At 70.7% G+C, this 16,521-nt stretch carries 18 protein-coding genes; 10 read left to right on the plus strand and 8 right to left on the minus strand.

What is annotated here, in order from left to right:
- Positions 1 to 69: 69 nt before the first annotated feature.
- A complete protein-coding gene (locus tag KZ829_RS23005; protein WP_220145997.1) occupies positions 70 to 1,449 on the plus strand; it encodes a glycine--tRNA ligase in 1,380 nt (459 codons plus the stop codon).
- Between the two features lie 10 nt (positions 1,450 to 1,459).
- Here KZ829_RS23005 and KZ829_RS23010 read toward each other — a convergent pair whose 3' ends face one another.
- Positions 1,460 to 1,945: an XdhC family protein gene (locus KZ829_RS23010; RefSeq protein WP_220145998.1), complete on the minus strand. Its 486-nt coding sequence runs from the start codon at positions 1,943 to 1,945 to the stop codon at positions 1,460 to 1,462.
- A 181-nt stretch (positions 1,946 to 2,126) separates the two neighbouring features.
- On the opposite strand from KZ829_RS23010, the gene KZ829_RS23015 reads away from it, so the two are divergent.
- Together KZ829_RS23015 and dusB are read left to right on the plus strand one after the other, a co-directional pair.
- Entirely contained in the window at positions 2,127 to 2,519 is a 393-nt protein-coding gene (locus tag KZ829_RS23015) for a hypothetical protein (protein WP_220145999.1), read from the plus strand.
- 50 nt (positions 2,520 to 2,569) lie between these two features.
- Positions 2,570 to 3,703 carry a tRNA dihydrouridine synthase DusB gene (gene dusB / locus KZ829_RS23020; RefSeq protein ID WP_220146000.1) on the plus strand — a complete coding sequence of 378 codons (1,134 nt, stop codon included), beginning with the start codon at positions 2,570 to 2,572 and terminating at the stop codon, positions 3,701 to 3,703.
- Between the two features lie 189 nt (positions 3,704 to 3,892).
- Here the strand turns inward: dusB and KZ829_RS23025 are convergent, their stop codons facing one another.
- From KZ829_RS23025 to KZ829_RS23055, 7 genes are all read right to left on the minus strand, one after another.
- Positions 3,893 to 4,969, minus strand: coding sequence for a DUF2786 domain-containing protein (locus tag KZ829_RS23025; RefSeq protein ID WP_220146001.1), 1,077 nt, complete (start codon positions 4,967 to 4,969; stop codon positions 3,893 to 3,895).
- 76 nt (positions 4,970 to 5,045) lie between these two features.
- Entirely contained in the window at positions 5,046 to 6,659 is a 1,614-nt protein-coding gene (locus tag KZ829_RS23030; RefSeq protein WP_220146002.1) for a family 43 glycosylhydrolase, read from the minus strand.
- Positions 6,660 to 6,843: 184 nt separating this feature from the next.
- Positions 6,844 to 7,215 carry a hypothetical protein gene (locus KZ829_RS23035; protein WP_043526192.1) on the minus strand — a complete coding sequence of 124 codons (372 nt, stop codon included), beginning with the start codon at positions 7,213 to 7,215 and terminating at the stop codon, positions 6,844 to 6,846.
- Positions 7,216 to 7,257: 42 nt separating this feature from the next.
- On the minus strand, positions 7,258 to 7,749 hold the full coding sequence (locus tag KZ829_RS23040; protein ID WP_188121466.1) for a roadblock/LC7 domain-containing protein: 492 nt from the start codon (positions 7,747 to 7,749) through the stop codon (positions 7,258 to 7,260).
- A gap of 38 nt (positions 7,750 to 7,787) precedes the next feature.
- Positions 7,788 to 8,798 (minus strand): DUF4388 domain-containing protein, encoded by a 1,011-nt coding sequence (locus tag KZ829_RS23045; protein ID WP_220146003.1) that lies wholly within the window; start codon positions 8,796 to 8,798, stop codon positions 7,788 to 7,790.
- Positions 8,799 to 8,828: 30 nt separating this feature from the next.
- Positions 8,829 to 9,179: a roadblock/LC7 domain-containing protein gene (locus tag KZ829_RS23050; RefSeq protein WP_221246226.1), complete on the minus strand. Its 351-nt coding sequence runs from the start codon at positions 9,177 to 9,179 to the stop codon at positions 8,829 to 8,831.
- A 133-nt stretch (positions 9,180 to 9,312) separates the two neighbouring features.
- Positions 9,313 to 9,819, minus strand: a complete 507-nt coding sequence (locus KZ829_RS23055) for a DUF4388 domain-containing protein (protein WP_183226242.1) — start codon at positions 9,817 to 9,819, stop codon at positions 9,313 to 9,315.
- A 121-nt stretch (positions 9,820 to 9,940) separates the two neighbouring features.
- Between KZ829_RS23055 and KZ829_RS23060 the strand changes: the two genes are divergently transcribed.
- From KZ829_RS23060 to KZ829_RS23090, 7 genes are read left to right on the plus strand one after another with little or no spacing between them, the layout of a single operon-like run.
- Complete coding sequence (locus KZ829_RS23060; protein ID WP_220146004.1) at positions 9,941 to 10,285, plus strand: VOC family protein; 345 nt, start codon at positions 9,941 to 9,943, stop codon at positions 10,283 to 10,285.
- 31 nt (positions 10,286 to 10,316) lie between these two features.
- On the plus strand, positions 10,317 to 11,525 hold the full coding sequence (locus KZ829_RS23065; protein ID WP_220146005.1) for a deoxyguanosinetriphosphate triphosphohydrolase: 1,209 nt from the start codon (positions 10,317 to 10,319) through the stop codon (positions 11,523 to 11,525).
- 11 nt (positions 11,526 to 11,536) lie between these two features.
- A complete protein-coding gene (dnaG, locus tag KZ829_RS23070) occupies positions 11,537 to 13,402 on the plus strand; it encodes a DNA primase (protein ID WP_220146006.1) in 1,866 nt (621 codons plus the stop codon).
- A complete protein-coding gene (locus KZ829_RS23075; RefSeq protein ID WP_220146007.1) occupies positions 13,399 to 13,935 on the plus strand; it encodes a hypothetical protein in 537 nt (178 codons plus the stop codon). Before dnaG ends, KZ829_RS23075 begins: the two co-directional genes overlap by 4 nt.
- A 32-nt stretch (positions 13,936 to 13,967) precedes the next feature.
- Positions 13,968 to 14,891 carry an ABC transporter ATP-binding protein gene (locus KZ829_RS23080; protein ID WP_220146008.1) on the plus strand — a complete coding sequence of 308 codons (924 nt, stop codon included), beginning with the start codon at positions 13,968 to 13,970 and terminating at the stop codon, positions 14,889 to 14,891.
- Position 14,892: 1 nt separating this feature from the next.
- Positions 14,893 to 15,651, plus strand: a complete 759-nt coding sequence (locus tag KZ829_RS23085) for an ABC transporter permease (RefSeq protein WP_220146009.1) — start codon at positions 14,893 to 14,895, stop codon at positions 15,649 to 15,651.
- A gap of 27 nt (positions 15,652 to 15,678) precedes the next feature.
- The gene (locus KZ829_RS23090) at positions 15,679 to 16,491 is read left to right on the plus strand and encodes an ABC transporter permease (RefSeq protein WP_220146175.1); all 813 of its coding nucleotides are present in this window, start codon (positions 15,679 to 15,681) and stop codon (positions 16,489 to 16,491) included.
- Positions 16,492 to 16,521 lie beyond the last annotated feature (30 nt).

A 16,521-nucleotide genomic window follows, 5' to 3' on the forward strand; every position in this document is an offset into this window, starting at 1 on the left:
CCTCGCTTTTCGTCCAGTCCTTTACGAATTTCCCCGCCGACACCCAGCCGGCGTAGGAGGAAACCGCACATGCCTGCCGACCGTATCGACAGCGTCGTCAGCCTGGCCAAGCGCCGGGGCTTCGTCTTCCCCTCCAGCGAGATCTACGGAGGAACCCGCTCGGCCTGGGACTACGGTCCGCTCGGCGTGGAGCTGAAGGAGAACGTCCGCCGGCAGTGGTGGAAGACCATGGTCCAGCAGCGCGACGACATCGTCGGCCTGGACTCCGCGGTCATCCTCGCCCGCGACGTCTGGGCGGCCTCCGGTCACCTCGACGCGTTCGTCGACCCGCTGACCGAGTGCCAGTCCTGCCACAAGCGCTTCCGGGCCGACCACCTGGAAGAGGCGTTCGAGGCCAAGAACGGCAAGCTGCCGGCTTCCCTCCAGGAGCTGAACTGCCCGAACTGCGGCAACAAGGGCACCTTCACCGAGCCGAAGATGTTCAACGGCCTGATGAAGACCTACCTCGGCCCGACCGAGAGCACCGAGGGCCTGCACTACCTGCGCCCGGAGACCGCCCAGGGCATCTTCGTCAACTACAACAACGTGGCCACGGCGGCCCGCAAGAAGCCGCCGTTCGGCATCGCGCAGATCGGCAAGAGCTTCCGCAACGAGATCACCCCGGGCAACTTCATCTTCCGTACGCGTGAGTTCGAGCAGATGGAGATGGAGTTCTTCGTCGCGCCCGGCAGCGACGAGGAGTGGCACGAGTACTGGCTCCAGCAGCGCTGGAACTGGTACCGCGACCTGGGCCTGTCCGAGAGCAACCTGCGCTTCTACGAGCACCCCAAGGAGAAGCTCTCGCACTACTCGAAGCGGACCGTCGACATCGAGTACCGCTTCCAGTTCGGCGGCACCGAGTTCGCCGAGCTCGAGGGCATCGCCAACCGCACCGACTTCGACCTGTCGACGCACTCGAAGCACTCCGGGGTCGACCTGTCCTTCTTCGACCAGGAGAAGGGCGAGCGCTGGGTGCCCTACGTCATCGAGCCGGCCGCCGGTCTGACCCGCGCGGTGCTGGCGTTCCTGCTCGAGGCGTACGACGAGGACGAGGCCCCGAACACCAAGGGCGGCGTCGACAAGCGCACGGTCATGCGGTTCGACCCGCGGCTCGCGCCGGTCAAGGTCGCCGTCCTGCCGCTGTCGCGCAACCCGGAGCTCTCGCCGAAGGCCAAGGGGCTCGCCGCGGACCTGCGCAAGCGCTGGATCGTCGAGTTCGACGACTCGCAGGCGATCGGCCGCCGTTACCGTCGCCAGGACGAGATCGGCACCCCGTTCTGCGTCACGGTCGACTTCGACACCCTTGCCGACAACGCGGTGACGGTCCGCGACCGCGACACCATGAAGCAGGAGCGGGTCTCCCTCGACCAGATCGAGGACTACCTGATCAAGCGCCTGCCGGGTTGCTGATCCACCGGATCTAGAACTCGAAGCCGCCCGGTCGGCTGTTCCGGTCCGCGATCAACCCGGCCAGGGTCGCCACGGCGATCTCGGCCGGGGTCCGCGAGCCGATGTTCAGCCCGACCGGGCGGTGCACCCGCCCGATCTCGTCCTCCGGCACGCCCAGCTCGCGCAGCGCCACCACATGCGGGCCCTCGTGCCGTGGGTTGCCCAGGATGCCGATCCAGCGCGCCTTCCCGTCCAGCGCCTCCCTGAGCAGGGCGCCGATCTCCGGCCGGTGATGGTCGGTCAGCAGGATGTCGGTGTGTTCGTCCGGCGCCGCCGCCGACAGATCGCTCACGTAGGTGTCACCGTGTGGCCGGGGCGTGCCGCCCAGCCGGGTCGGGTCCGGCTCCACCAGCACGGTCTGGAAGCCCAGCTCCACCCCGAAGCGGAACAGCATCTCCGACACCGGGGACTCGAAGACCGCGATCAGCCGCCGTGGGCTCTGCGCACCGTTCTCCATGCCACAGACTCTGCCAGAGGGCCCGGCCGTTGTCACCCTTCCAGGTGACTTGCGACGGGTTGCTCAGTGACAATAGCGTGGTGGTGAAAGTACGGCGCCGGTCCGTTCACCGGCCTACCCTTCACCCCTGGAGCCTGTGTTGCCTACCGTGGAAGAGCGTTTGACCGACTTGGAGGAGCGTATGGACGAGCAGGAGCGACTCCGTGCCAGCCAAGATCAAGATCTGAGTGACATCGGCGAGAAGCTGCGGGGCCAGGACAAGCTTCTGAAAGCCCTGGCGGAGACTCAATCCGAACACACCATGACGCTGGCCCAGCACACCGAGACCCTCAACCAGCACACCGAGACCCTCAACCAGCACACCGAGACCCTCAACCAGCACACCGAGACCCTCAACCAGCACACCGAGACCCTCAACCAGCACACCATGCTGCTTGAGCAACACACCAGCCAGCTGTTGCACCTGGAGGAGATGGTCGACACCTTGGAAGGCAAGGTCGACACCGTGCATGGTGGGGTGCAGCAGATCATCGGGATGCTGGAGACGTTGATCGGCCGGGAGAGCCCCAACTAGGCGAGCGGCCGATTCGAGGTCGCCGGGCATGGCGTGTCACCCTAGACCCCGTGATTGCACCGCTCATCCTCGGCGACCATGCCGTCAACCCGCCCGTCGTGCTCGCGCCGATGGCGGGCATCACCAACGTGGCGTTCCGGCGGCTCTGCCGGGAGCAGGGCGGCGGTGTCTACGTCTGCGAGATGATCACCACCCGGGCCCTGGTGGAGCGGATCCCCAAGACGCTCAAGATGATCGCGTTCGCCGAGGACGAGGGTTTCCGCAGCCTCCAGCTCTACGGCGTGGACCCGGACGTGACGGCGGCCGCCGTGCGGATGGTCGGCGAGGACAACCTCGCCGATCACATCGACCTCAACTTCGGCTGCCCGGTGCCCAAGGTCACCCGGCGCGGCGGCGGCTCGGCCCTGCCCTGGCGGCGGCGGCTCTTCGGGCGGATCGTCAGCCAGGCGGTCGCGGCGGCCAAGCCTTTCGGCATCCCGGTCACCATCAAGATGCGCAAGGGCATCGACGACGACCATCTGACGTACGTCGAAGCCGGCCTCGCCGCGCAGGAGGCCGGCGTGGCGGCGGTCGCCCTGCACGCCCGCACCGCCGAGCAGCGCTACTCGGGTCAGGCCGACTGGGACGCCATCGCCACCCTGAAGCAGGCGCTGGACGTGCCGGTGCTGGGCAACGGCGACATCTGGGAGGGCTCGGACGCGCTGCGCATGGTGGAGCACACCGGCTGCGACGGCGTGGTGGTGGGCCGTGGCTGCCTGGGCCGTCCGTGGCTCTTCGCCGATCTGGAGGCCGCCTTCACCCAGGGCGCGAACTACCAGCCGGTGCTGCCCACCCTCGGTGAGGTCGCGAAGATCATCTCCCGGCACGCCCAGCTACTGGTCGAGGCACTGGAGGACGAGCGGCACGGCTGCGCCGACTTCCGTAAGCACGTGGCCTGGTATCTCAAGGGTTTCCCGGTCGGCGGTGACCTGCGCCGCAGCCTGGCGATGATCTCGTCGCTGACCGAGCTGGACGACCTGCTCGCCAGGCTGGACCCGTCGGTGCCGTTCCCGGCCGACGCGCTGGGCCAGCCGCGTGGCCGGGTCAACGCGCCCGGCAAGGTCTCCCTGCCGCACGGTTGGCTGGACAGCCGCGACGACGAGACCGTCCCCGAGGGCGCCGAGACCGACGAGTCCGGCGGCTGACCGTCCCGCGCTGTCGCGCCCGGCTTTCGCGATCGTGGGGGCTGCCCCCCCCGCGGCGGGGGGGGGGGGGGCCCCCACCCCCCGGAAGCACCGCTGGCGCGCCGGGCTCCCGCGAGCGGGCCCCCTCCGCCCCGGTCGCGGGGGGCGGATCGTCCACGATCGCGAAGAATCCAGGCGCGGGCGGGCGCGTCAGCGCAGTTCGGCCTCGTCGGCGGCGGCCCGGCCGGACTCCCAGCCCTCCAGGCTCTCCACGCGGCTGCCACGGGCCCGGACCGTGCGCGGGAACGCCCGGTCCATCGCCTCGTTCACCTGCACCTCGCGGCGGCGCAGGACCGGGAGCAGATCACCGTGGCCGGTCATCTCACGCTCGGTGACCTGCCGCAGCCGTTCTCCGATGCGTACGCCGTACGCGACCAGGAACGACCGTTTGAACGCCTTCAGCCGGGCCTTGCGGACGTTCTTCTCGTCCCGGACCATCGCCCGGTTCGCCTGGACCAGCAGTGACGTGTAGAGCAGCTCGACCGCGTCGATGTCGGCGTCGAACCCGAAGATGGTGCTGAACCCCAGTTCCGGCGACCAGACCGTGCGGCAGGTGTTGGCCTGCGCCACGGCGTCGAGCAGGCCGGCCTTCTCGGTCTCGTACGGGTGGTCCACCCCGATCCGGCGGGCGAACGGCGTCACGTCCACCGCCGGGGCGGCGACCACCTCGATCCGGTAGCGGGTGATCAGCTCCTGGGCCTTGGCGCTGTACGACTCCGCCTCGGCCGGGAAGTCGGTGGCCTCCGCCTTGGCCAGCAGCGCCCGGACCCGGTCGAGGATGCGCTGGTCACCGTGGTGCGGCACGGCTGTCAGGGGAGTGCCGGGCGGCGGGATCAGGATGTCGATGCGGGGCATCCGCCGCAGTTCGGCGAGCAGGGCCAGCGAGGCGTCGAGAACCGCGATCCGGTCCGGCCGGCGGCTCTCGGGGGTGCGCAGGGCGTCCGCCTGTGCCTGCCAGCGCTCGTCGACCGGGCTCTTCCCGCGGGCGTAGTCCCGGGCCGCGTCGGCGACCAGCCGGGCCTGGATCGGGTTGCCGCGCCGGGCGACCGCGCGGTGCAGTTCAGCCGGCTGCCAGCCGTTGCCGAAGAGACGGCTGAACTCGCTGCTCAATGCTCCTGTCAGCGCCGCGTCCACCTCGATGGACGGGGCGCCGGTCAGCACGTCCAGCGCGTCCTCGTGATCGAGTGCCCCGGACCGTACCGCCTCGATGATGTCCCGGGCCGCCATGGGAGGGAATGGTAGTTGCCGGGGTCCTGGTTCCCGGCCAGGACCCCGGCGCCGTGACCGCCGAGCGGCCGGACGGTCACGGAGTCAGCAGCAGAACCTCCCGTATCTGCCCGTTCTGTCCGGTCAGACGATAGCCGCCTGTGACCAAGGCCTCGATGCGCCACCGGGTGCCGCCGAGCGCCTTTCGGCTGAACGAGCCGGTGATCCGGTACCAGCCGTCAGTCGTGTGGGTGAACCGCCAGCTCCTGCCGATCAGCCGGGTGTTGTCCAGGTCGGTGAGCAGCACGTCACCGACCGGCTGGATCCGGAAGTCCGGGCAGTCACCGGCGATGAAGGTCTGCACCGCGGACCCCGCCCCGCCGCATCCGGCGGGCTGGAGGGCCCGGCCGGCCAGCGGGTTGACGATCCGGGACCAGCCCTCGGTGGTGGGCTCCAACCGGAACCGCTGGCAGTCGTTGGCCAGCCAGCCCCACTGGGCCACCCGGGCGCCGTCGGTGTCGATGCAGGCGGCCACCTCGGCCACCTTGTTGCTCCTGCGGTTGGTCAGGCTCACGAAGCCGTTGCCGCGGTCGATGAGCTGCCACTGCCGGCAGGTGTCGCGGCTGCCGGCGGTGGCGAGGGTGATGTCGGCGCCCTCGTAGCCGCAGGTGGCGTTCGCCAGGGCGGCGCCGCTGCCGGAGTGGATCAGTTGCACGTACGCCGGCCCGTGCCCGTGGCCGCGGTTGCCGCTGAGCGGGTCGGACAGCCGGGGCCAGCCGTCGACCCACCGGATCCGGCGGATCGAGCCCTTCGGGTCGCCGTCGTCCGCGCCGTCGTAGTAGTGGTGGGCGAACAGGTCGCCGTAGACGTCGCCGTGGCCCGGGCCGGCGAAGCCGTTGTAGCCGGCCAGAATCTGCGAGCCGCCACCCTCGGTGAGGGCCACGCCGTCGGAGTCCACATACGGGCCGGTGATCTCCCGGGACCGGCCGACCATCACCCGGTAGTCGCTGTTCACGCCCCGGCAGCAGAAGTCGAAGCTGACGAACAGGTAGTACCAGCCGCCGTGGTAGGTCACCGACGGGCCCTCGATCGCCATGCCGTTGCGGGAGGCGATCCGGTACTCGGTGGTGTCCGTGGTGGACAGCAGGCCGGTCCGGACGTCCAGGCGCCGCATCCGCAGCCCGTCCCAGAACGAGCCGTACGACAGGTAGGCGTTGCCGGCCCGGTCGAAGCTGACGTCCGGGTCGATGGCGTTGACGTTCTCCACGCCGCTGGTCGTGCGCATCACCATGCCCCGGTCCACCCAGCGCGGGTCCGCCAGGGACCTGGTGGTGGCCAGGCCGATCACCGAGTTGTTGGTGCCGAACGACGAGGCCGCGTAGTACAGGTGGTACTCGCCGTCGAAGTAGTTGATGTCCGGCGCCCAGAAGTCGGCCGGGGTGACCCCGAGCTCCTCGACCACCCAGGCCGGCGGGGTGTCGAACACGGTGTCGACGTAGGTCCAGTTGATCAGGTCGGTGGAGCGGCGGATCGGCAGGTAGGTCCGGGTGCCGCTGTCCCCGGTGATGATCTCGTAGTAGTAGCGGCCCTGTTTGATCAGGGTGGGGTCGTGGGCGACGGGGTCGGGGTTCGTCCGTGCCGCGGCCTGGGCGGGCACAACCGGTGACGTGATCAGAAGGGTGGCGGCGAGCAGAGCACCGAGTATTTTCACGGGTCCTCACAGACGGAGGCGCAGGGTGCTGGCACACCCTTTGCAGCGCTGCAAAACAGGATGCACGCGCGTCGATCCGACGGCAAGGGTTGACGTCCCGGAAACCTTGTTCACGGATCGCCGCGGGGGCGGGGAGGGCGGTGCCGGCCCTCCCCGCCAGGGGTGGCGATCACGCCTCGTGGCCTCAGACGTCGAGGTCGTTCTCGATGCGGCGCAGCTGATGCCGGGACATCGCGAGGTTCGCCCGGTCGCGCCGCAGTGCCACGTAGAGGAAGAGGCCCTTCCCGGAGCGGCTCGTGAGTGGCCGGATCATGTGGTACTGCGTATCCAGTGTGATCAGGATGTCCTCGATCTTCTCGGAGAGGTTCAGCATCTCCATGGCGCGCAGTTTCGCGCGTACCACGTCGGTGTTGCCCGCGGCGGCGACCGTCAGGTCGAGGTCCTTCCCGCCGCCCAGAGTGCCCAGGGCCATGCCGCTGGTGTGGTCCACGAGCGCGACGCCGATGCAGCCGTCGATCTCCATGATTTCCTTGAGTGCGGTGTCCATGTCGGGCATGGGATTCGTTCCTCCGTTGCGGTGGGATGGGTTGTGTAACGGTCAGCCGGTCGCCTGGCGGCGCCGGGCGACGTTGTTCGGCAGGGTGGCCATCGGGGTCCGCCGGGCCAGCGGAGTGGATGGGCCGGCCTGTGTGGGGATCTCCGGCCGCAGTTGCGGCGCGGTGTCCAGGGCGAGGATGCGGATCAGCCGGCGTACGCACCGCCGCGCCTCGAGATGGACCATGGCGAGGTTCGCGTCACCCGAGGTGACCACGGTGAGCAGGGCGTTGGGCCCCGCGGTGTACGAGGTGATGTAGCCGCCGTCGCACTCCACCACGGATTCCCGCAGCTCACCGTGATTGACCGCGTGCGCGAAGCGCCGGGCCAGAGCGAGGTGGGCCGCGGCCAGGGCCGCGAGGGTGTCCGGTTCGATGCCGTGCGAGTCGTGCGCGACGACCAGCCCGTCCGCGGTGGCGAGCACGCTGCCGGACAACTCCGGCACCCTGGTGCGCAGGCGGCCGAGTTCCTCGAGTACCGCCGGATCCACCGTCATCCTCTCCTCGCTCCTTCGGCTGGTCGGGGGTGCGCGCGTCACCGCAGTGCCCTCAGTGCGGTGCGTATGCGCTTGAGCAGGACCTCGTCGGTGCCCTGGTGCACCGGCGGGCTATCGGTGGCCAGTTCCTTCGGCAGCTTCGCGCCGGGTTTCCGGCGGGCCAGGCGAGGTGGCCGGTTCGTCGCGGTGGGGCTTTCCACGGCCACGGAGGCCGATGAGGGGTCGCTGTTCGGGGGCGGGTGCCGGGCCGTGGGTTCCGGGCCTTTCATCCCAGAGATCACCGGTACGGCCGGAGTGGTCCGGTCCACCGGAGCCGAGGCCCCCCGTGGGTGCGGCAGCCGGACGAACTCGGGACTGTCGGCCGCTCGCGTCTCGGGCAGCTCGATCAGTCCGGCCGCGGCCATCCGGCGCAGCTCCTGGATGGTCGCGTACCCGGCCCGGCCGAGCAGTTGGGCCAGGTCGGCCGGGGTGCGCTGACCGTCGGCGTGGACCAGGAGCTCCCACTGCGCGGCGGTGACCGTCACCCGTTCCCGGGGTGGCCGGGTGACCGGGCTGACCGGCTCCACGTCGATCAGCCGGTTCGGGAAGATCCCGTCGAGCAGGTGGACCCGGCGGAGCACCTCCCGGCCGACCGCGGCCGCGTCGATGTGCACGACCGCCCCCAGCCAGTGGGTGGCGCCGGGCAGGAACTCGACCGGCGCCGACTCCGCGGAGAGTGCGAAGTACGCCGCGTCGTAGGTCGCGCCGAGCACGCACAACTCCAGCTCGCCCTGGGTGAGGTGGCCCTGCTCGACCAGCAGCCGGCCCACCCGGGCGGTCGAGGTGCCCAGGTCGAGCGCGCTCTGCCAGGTCCGCCCGGCGAGCCGCCCGGACGAGGTGAGCAGTTCGCCCACCCCGGGCGCGGCCGGCGACTCGGCGTAGATGACGCGGCCCTCGAAGACGTAGACCGCGCCGCCGGGGTGGCCACCCACCATCAGCGCTCCGGTCTGCCGTGCTTCGGCGACCCGCGTGAGCAGGTCGCCGGGCGCGGCGGTCTTCGTCGGGGCCACCGATCGCTCCTTCGTGGTCAGTGGATCGGGTCATCGGGCCGTGACCAGTTCGTCGGCCAGGCGTTGCATCATCCGGCGGGCCACGGCGAGGTTGCCGCGGATCCGGTCCAGCCACACGTAGAGCACCAGGCGGCTGTCGAATTCGGTCTGGACCATTCGCAGGAGGTGATAGCCCCCGGCGGTGGTGATGATCAGGTCTTCCAACAGGTCGTGCGGTATGGCCGAGACGAACAGCGATCGGCTGTTCGCGGCCTGGACCACCTCTGCCGTTCCGGCGGCGGCGGCCTCGTGGTCCTCGTTCGGCGCGGCTCCGGTCGTGGCGACCGGGAAACCCGTGGTGTAGTCGACGATGCTGGCGCCGACGGCGCCGGGGATCGTCATGGCTTCCTGTAGACAGTGGTCGACGCCGGGCACTTCACTCCTCAGCGTTGCGGTCGGCGGTCAGACCCTTCCCGTCCGCCACCGTGGGCCATCCTCCGGTGACCGTGCGACTACAAGTCGCACGTTCTGTGCGTCATGGTCCGGTGGCGGTGACCCGTTTCCGGGGCCGCCGTGGACCGGGCACGGCACGCAGCCGGGCCGCGGTGAGATGGCCCGGCGAGCCGAGGTCCACGCCGGGTACCTCGCCCAGCCAGTGCCGCTCGCCGGGTACGAAGCGGGCCGGCGCGTCGGCCTGTTGCAGCAGTACGTGGGCGGCGTCGGCGATGACCGCCACCACTCGCAGGGACAGTTCGTTCTGGCCGAGCCAGCCGTCGCGCAGCAGCACCCGGCCGACCCGGTGGCCGCCGCGGCCCTCCGCGTACACGGTCCGCCAGGTCTGTGGGGCGAGCCGGCCGGACGACACCAGCCGTTCGCCGAGGCCCGGGCAGGCGGGCGACTCGGCGTACGAGATGCGGCCGGCGATCAGGTAGAGCACCCCACCCGGTACGCCGCCGACATGCAGCGCGCCGGTCCGGCCGGACTCGCCCAGTTCGGTGAGCAGGCGCCGCATCGATGCGGTCGCCGGTGAACCAGGAATCACGGATTGTCATCCTGAGGCAATCATCGAGTGACGTCGTCGCACGCGCGGTGCGCTGTTTCGTCCCGGTTCACCCAACCGGGTCGCGTAACATGATCGCCATCTGTCGATCCCGGGAGGCGGAATGCCCAGTCGGTGGGAGCAGGTCGTGGTGGACTGCGCGGACCCGGCGCGACTGGCCCGATGGTGGGCCGAGGCGCTCGATTACGTGATCGTCCACGAGACCCCGGACGAGGTGGAGATCCGTCGCACCCCCGATGAGCTGCCAGGACTGCTGTTCGGCACGAATCCGGATGTCAAACGGAACAAGAACCGGCTGCACCTCGACCTGCGCCCGGACGATCAGGCGGCCGAGGTGGAGCGGCTCGTCGGGATGGGCGCCCGCCCGGTCGGCGTCGGCCAGGTGGAGGTGCCCTGGGTGGTGCTGGCCGACCCGGAGGGCAACGAGTTCTGCGTGCTCAGCTCCTGAACCGGCGGGCATCCGGCCTAGGGTGGGGATCATGACGGCCGCCGACGCTCAGCGGTGGGCAGCCGAGCCCGCCAAGGACAGCGGGTACGGTCGCACGCCGTACCAGCGGGACCGTGCCCGGGTGCTGCACTCGGCCGCGTTCCGCCGGCTCGCCGCGAAGACCCAGGTGCACACCGCCGGGTCGGACGACTTCCTGCGTACCCGGCTCACCCACTCGCTGGAGGTCGCCCAGATCTCCCGGGAGATGGGCGCCCGGCTGGGCTGCGACCCGGACGTGGTGGACGTCGCCGGCCTGGCCCACGACCTGGGGCACCCGCCCTTCGGGCACAACGGCGAGGCCGCCCTGGACGCGGTCGCCGGACCGTGCGGTGGCTTCGAGGGGAACGCGCAGACCCTTCGGGTGATCACCCGTCTGGAGGCGAAGGAGCCCGGCGCCGGGCTCAACCTGACCCGGGCCACCCTGGACGCCTGCTCCAAGTACCCGTGGTTCCGCAAACCCGGCTACCGCAAGTTCGGGGTGTACGCCGACGACCGCCCGGTCTTCGAGTGGCTGCGCGACGGGCGCGCCGACGAGCGCCGCTGCCTGGAGGCGCAGGTCATGGACTGGGCCGACGACGTCGCCTACTCCGTGCACGACGTCGAGGACGGGGTGCACGGCGGCTACATCGACCTGGACACGCTGCGCGACCCGGGGGAGCGGGCCGCGCTCTGCGCCGACGTGGCCGCCACCTACTCCACCGAGACGCCCGGCGAGCTGGCCGCCGCCCTCGGGCAACTGCTCGCCGACCCGGCCGTGGCGGAGGTCTGCGGCTACGACGGCGGGTACCACTCCCTGGTCGCCCTCAAACGGATGACCAGCGTGCTGACCGGCCGGTTCGTCGCCTCGGCGGTGGGCGCCACGCAGAGCCGGCACGGCACCGGGCCGCTGCGCCGGTACGACGCCGACCTGATCGTCCCGCGTACCGTCCGGATCCAGTGCGCGCTGCTCAAGGGCATGGCGCTGCGCTACGTGATGCGTGCCCGGGGCGAGGGCTGGTACGAGCAGCAGCGGACCGTCCTGACCGAGCTGGTGGACGCGCTCACCCGTACCCCGGAGAGGTTGGATCCGCTTTTCCGGCCGCTTCATGCGGCCGCCGCGGACGACGCCGCGGCACTGCGCGTGGTGATCGACCAGGTCGCGTCGCTCACCGACCACGCCGCGGTGGCGTGGCACCGGACCCTGCTGGCGGGCCGCCGGTAGCGCGAGGCAGGATGTATGCCGTGGCGGGCAGGGTCAAGGACGAGGACATCGCACTGGTCCGGGACCGGACCTCGATCGTCGAGGTGATCAGTGAGACGGTCACCCTGCGGTCGGCGGGTGGCGGCAATCTCAAGGGGCTGTGTCCCTTCCACGACGAGAAGACTCCGTCGTTCAACGTCTCACCCGCCCGTAATGTCTATTTCTGCCATGGTTGCGGGCAGGGCGGCGACGCGATCAAGTTCCTGATGGACGCGGAGCACCTGTCGTTCATCGAGTCGGTGGAGCGCCTGGCCGGCAAGGCCGGCATCCAGCTGCGCTACGACACCGAGCCGGGCGCTCCGGCCGGCCCGCGCCCCCAGACCGGGCAGCGACAGCGGCTCCTCGCCGCGCACACCGCCGCCGTCGAGTTCTACCGCGACCAGCTCGGTTCGCCGGGGGCGCGCAAGGCGCGCGAGTTCCTGGCCGAGCGGGGTTTCGGCCGGGACACCGCGGAACGGTACGGGTGCGGCTTCGCCCCGGACAGCTGGGACTCGCTCAGCAAGCACCTGCGCCTCAAGGGCTTCACCGCGGAGGAGCTGACCATCGCCGGACTGGCCAAACCGGCCCGCTCCGGCTCGCTGATCGACCGGTTCCGGCGCCGGCTGCTCTGGCCGATCCGGGACCTCGGCGGCGACGTGATCGGGTTCGGCGCGCGCAAATTGTTCGACGACGACGACGGCCCGAAGTACCTGAACACCCCCGAGACGCCGATCTACAAGAAGTCGCATGTCCTGTACGGCATCGACCACGCGAAACGGGAGATCGCCAAGCGTGGCCGGGCGGTGATCGTCGAGGGCTACACCGACGTGATGGCCTGCCACGAGGCCGGCGAGCCGACCGCCGTGGCGACCTGCGGCACCTCCTTCGGCGTGGACCACATCCAGGTGCTGCGGCGCCTGCTGATGGACAGCGACAGCTTCACCGGCGAGATCATCTACACCTTCGACGGCGACGCGGCCGGGCAGAAGGCGGCGCTGCGGGCCTTCGAGGAGGACCAGCGTTTCGTCGGGCGGACGTTCATCGCCGTCTCGCCGGACAACATGGACCCCTGTGAGCTGCGCCTCGCCCGCGGTGACCTGGCGGTCCGCGACATGATCGCGGCCCGGGAGCCGCTGGTCGACTTCGCGCTGCGGCAGACCATCTCCCGCTTCGACCTGGACACCGTGGAGGGCCGCGTCGAGGCGATGCGCCGCGCGGCGCCGTTGGTCGCCAAGATCAAAGACCGGGAGAAACGCCCGGAGTACGCGCGAAAGCTCGCCGGCGATCTCGGCATGGACCTGGACCCGGTCCAGCGGGCGGTGAACAACGCGCTGCGCGGTGAGCAGGCCGAATCACGGGCCACCACCCGGCAGCAGGCGGCGGCCGACTCCCCGCAGCGCCTGGTCGAGCGGGAGGCGCTGAAACTGGCCCTCCAGGAGCCGGTGCTCGCCGGGCCGATGTTCGACGCGGTCGGCCCGGAGAACTACGGCGACCAGGTGTTGCGGACCGTCCGGGAGGCGATCACCCAGGCCGGTGGCGCCGCCTCGTCCACCGGCGGCGTCGTCTGGATCGAGAAGGTCCGCGACGCCTGCCCCGACATGGGCGGCCAGATGCTGGTCAGCGAGCTGGCCGTGGAGCCGCTGTACGTGGACGGCCAGGCCGACCCGTACTACGTCCAGGTCACCCTGGCCCGGCTCCAGGGCGGGGCGCTCGCCACCCGCATCCGCGACCTCAAGTCGAAGGTGCAGCGACTGAACCCGGTCGCCAACAAGGACCAGTACCTGGCTCTGGCCGGGGAGCTCTTCTCGCTCGAACAGCAGGCACGGGCCCTGCGTGACCAGGCGGCAGGTGGACTGTGAAGCTCTTCCGACGGCGTCCCGTGCTCCCGGCGCGCTCCCGGCCCCCGCTGGCCGCCGAGGAACGGATCCTGGCCTGGTCTGCGGTCGGCGACACGGCCGGGACGGAGAACGTGGTGGTCGCCACGAACCACGGGCTCTGGCTGCCGTCGGCGGTCGAACGGCTCGGCTGGCACGAGATCCACAAAGCCGCGTGGTCCGGGCGGGAGCTGCGGATCACCCCGGCCGAGGTGCTGGCGGAACGCGACGGCTACACCGTGCTGGTGGACGGCCCCGAGGTGTCGTTCCTGCTGCTCGAGCCCGGCGAGCTGCCGGACCAGGTCCGTACCCGGGTGACCCGCTCGGTGGCGTACACGACGCATCACCCGCTGCCCGGGGGCGCGGTCCGGGTGGTCGGCCGCCGGGTCGGCGGGCGCGACGGGCTGAGCTGGGCGGTCCGCTACGACTCGGGTACGCCCGCGGAGTCCCCGGAGATCGTCGAGGCCACCGGGGAACTGGTCGGGGCGGCCCGGTCGGCGGCCGATCCCACGGACTGAAATCTGTCGTACCCCACCCGTAGGGTCGGGGCGTGAACTCGCTCATCCACGCGCGTGGCCTGATCAAACGGTTCGGGGGCTTCACCGCGGTCGACGGCATCGACGTCGACGTTCGGCCCGGCGAGGCGTTCGGCTTCCTCGGGCCCAACGGCGCGGGCAAGAGCTCCACCATGCGCATGATCGGCTGTGTCTCCCCACCCACCGACGGCGTGCTGCGCATCCTCGGGATGGACCCGCGGCGCGACGGTCCGGCGATCCGGGCCCGGCTGGGCGTCTGCCCCCAGTTGGACAACCTCGATCCCGAGCTGACCGTCCGGGAGAATCTGACCACCTACGCCCGGTTCTTCGGCATCCCGCGTAAGGTCGCCCGCGCCCGCGCCGCCGAGCTGCTCGACTTCGTCCAGCTCAGCGAGCGCGCCGACAGCAGGGTCGAGCCGCTCTCCGGCGGGATGAAACGGCGGCTCACCATCGCCCGCGCCCTGGTCAACGAGCCCGATCTGGTGCTGCTCGACGAGCCCACCACCGGCCTCGACCCGCAGGCCCGCCACCTGGTGTGGGAGCGGCTGTTCCGGCTCAAGCAGCAGGGCGTCACCCTGGTGCTGACCACCCACTACATGGACGAGGCGGAGCAGCTCTGCGACCGGCTCGTGGTGATGGACGGCGGCCGGATCGTGGCCGAGGGCTCGCCCCGTGCGCTCATCGAGACGCACTCCACCCGCGAGGTGGTCGAGCTGCGCTTCCTCACCGAGGACCAGGGACGGTATGCGGACAAGCTCGCCGGCATCGGCGACCGTGCCGAGGTGCTGCCCGACCGGATCCTGCTCTATGTCGGCGACGGCGACGACGCCCTGGCCGAGGTGCACCGGCGCTCGCTGAGCCCGGCCAGCGCCCTGGTCCGCCGTAGCAGCCTGGAGGACGTGTTCCTGCACCTCACCGGCCGGACCCTGGTGGACTGAGATGACCCCCTCGCTCTATGTGATGGAGTACCACCTGGTCAACTACCGGCGCACGTGGCGGGCCAGTGTGCTCTCCTCGCTGGTGCTGCCGCTGCTGACCATGCTCGGGTTCGGTGTCGGCGTCGGGGCCTATGTGACCGGCGGTGTCGAGGGCGTCAGCTATCTCCAGTGGATGGTGCCGGGCCTGATCGCCACCACCGCCGTGCAGGGGGCGATCGGCGAGTCCACCTGGCCGGTGCTGAGCTGCTTCGAGTGGATGAGGACCTACTTCGCGCAGGCCGCCGCGCCGCTGCGGGTCGCCGACATCCTCGGCGGGCACCTCGCCTTCATGCTGTTCCGGGTGTTCACCAGCGTGACGGCGTTCCTGCTGGTCGCGGCCCTGTTCGGGGCGCTGCGGTCGGTGTGGGCGCTGGCCGTCCTGCCGATCGCGCTGCTGCTCGGGCTGGCCGCGGCCGCCCCGGTGGCCGCGTACACGGCGTCCGTCTCCACCGACATGTACCTGGCGATCCTGATGCGGTTCGCGGTGCTGCCGATGTCGCTGTTCTCCGGGGTGTTCTTCCCGGTCGAGTCGCTGCCGGAGGTGCTGCGCTGGGTGGCGTATGCATTGCCCCTGTGGCACGGCGTCGACCTGTGCCGGGCCGCGACGCTCGGGCTCGACCCCGGCCCGGAGGCGGTGTGGCAGGCCCTCTATCTGGTGGCGTGGGGGACGGCCGGGTGGTTCCTGGCGCACTGGCGCTACCGCAGCCGGCTGGTGATCTGAGATGACGTCCGAGAGGTGCGTGCGACCGTGCTGACCCTGGTGCTGCCCCGCCGGCTGGTGAGCCTCGAGGGGGCCGCGCGCCGGTCGGCCTCGGTCGCCCAGCGCAACATCGCCGCGCTGAAGACGGCGTATTGGCTGGTCATGCTCGGTGGCCTGCTGGAGCCGGTGCTCTACCTGTTCTCCATCGGCGTCGGGGTGGGCGCGCTGGTCGGGGAGATCACCCTGCCCGGCGGCCACACGGTGGGTTATCCGGAGTTCGTGGCACCGGCCATGCTGGCGTCGTCGGCGATGAGCGGGGCGCTGGCCGAGACGACCTTCAACTTCTTCGGGAAGATGAAGTACATGCGGCTGTACGAGGGCATGCTCGCCACGCCCGTGCGGCCCATCGAGATCGCGCTCGGCGAGCTGTCCTGGGCCATGCTGCGCGGCAGCGTCTACTCCGCGGCCTTCCTGGTGATCATGGTGCTGATGGACCTGACCACCCCGGCGCGGGCGCTGCTCGCCTTCCCGGCCGCGGTCCTGGTCGGTTTCGCCTTCGGGGCGCTCGGCATGACCATCTCCACGCTGATCCGCGGCTGGCAGGACTTCGACATGATCGGCGCCGGGCAGTTCGCCCTGTTTCTGTTCTCCGGCACGTTCGTCCCCGCCACCACCTACCCTCCGGTGCTGCGGTGGCTGGTCGAGGTCACCCCGCTGTACCGCGCGGTCGACCTGATTCGCGGCATCAGCATCGGCACGCTGGGCCCGGTCCAGGCGCTGGACGTGCTCTACCTGCTGGCGATGACGGGCGCCGGCCTGCTCATCGCCGGCCGCCGGATGGAGCGGCTGCTCTGCCGGTGACCCCGTGGCGCGGCCCTTTCGGGTCGCGCC

The sequence above is a fragment of the Actinoplanes hulinensis genome, from assembly GCF_019429605.1.
In the GTDB taxonomy this organism is placed as follows: domain Bacteria; phylum Actinomycetota; class Actinomycetes; order Mycobacteriales; family Micromonosporaceae; genus Actinoplanes; species Actinoplanes campanulatus.

What these genes read in the sequence shown, in the direction of transcription:
- KZ829_RS23005 (WP_220145997.1), top strand. Translation starts at nt 70, where the DNA reads ATGCCTGCCGACCGTATCGACAGCGTCGTCAGCCTGGCCAAGCGCCGG.
- KZ829_RS23010 (WP_220145998.1), bottom strand. Translation starts at nt 1,945, where the DNA reads ATGGAGAACGGTGCGCAGAGCCCACGGCGGCTGATCGCGGTCTTCGAG.
- KZ829_RS23015 (WP_220145999.1), top strand. Translation starts at nt 2,127, where the DNA reads ATGGACGAGCAGGAGCGACTCCGTGCCAGCCAAGATCAAGATCTGAGT.
- KZ829_RS23025 (WP_220146001.1), bottom strand. Translation starts at nt 4,969, where the DNA reads ATGGCGGCCCGGGACATCATCGAGGCGGTACGGTCCGGGGCACTCGAT.
- KZ829_RS23035 (WP_043526192.1), bottom strand. Translation starts at nt 7,215, where the DNA reads ATGCCCGACATGGACACCGCACTCAAGGAAATCATGGAGATCGACGGC.
- KZ829_RS23040 (WP_188121466.1), bottom strand. Translation starts at nt 7,749, where the DNA reads ATGACGGTGGATCCGGCGGTACTCGAGGAACTCGGCCGCCTGCGCACC.
- KZ829_RS23050 (WP_221246226.1), bottom strand. Translation starts at nt 9,179, where the DNA reads ATGACGATCCCCGGCGCCGTCGGCGCCAGCATCGTCGACTACACCACG.
- KZ829_RS23060 (WP_220146004.1), top strand. Translation starts at nt 9,941, where the DNA reads ATGCCCAGTCGGTGGGAGCAGGTCGTGGTGGACTGCGCGGACCCGGCG.
- KZ829_RS23065 (WP_220146005.1), top strand. Translation starts at nt 10,317, where the DNA reads ATGACGGCCGCCGACGCTCAGCGGTGGGCAGCCGAGCCCGCCAAGGAC.
- dnaG (WP_220146006.1), top strand. Translation starts at nt 11,537, where the DNA reads ATGTATGCCGTGGCGGGCAGGGTCAAGGACGAGGACATCGCACTGGTC.
- KZ829_RS23085 (WP_220146009.1), top strand. Translation starts at nt 14,893, where the DNA reads ATGACCCCCTCGCTCTATGTGATGGAGTACCACCTGGTCAACTACCGG.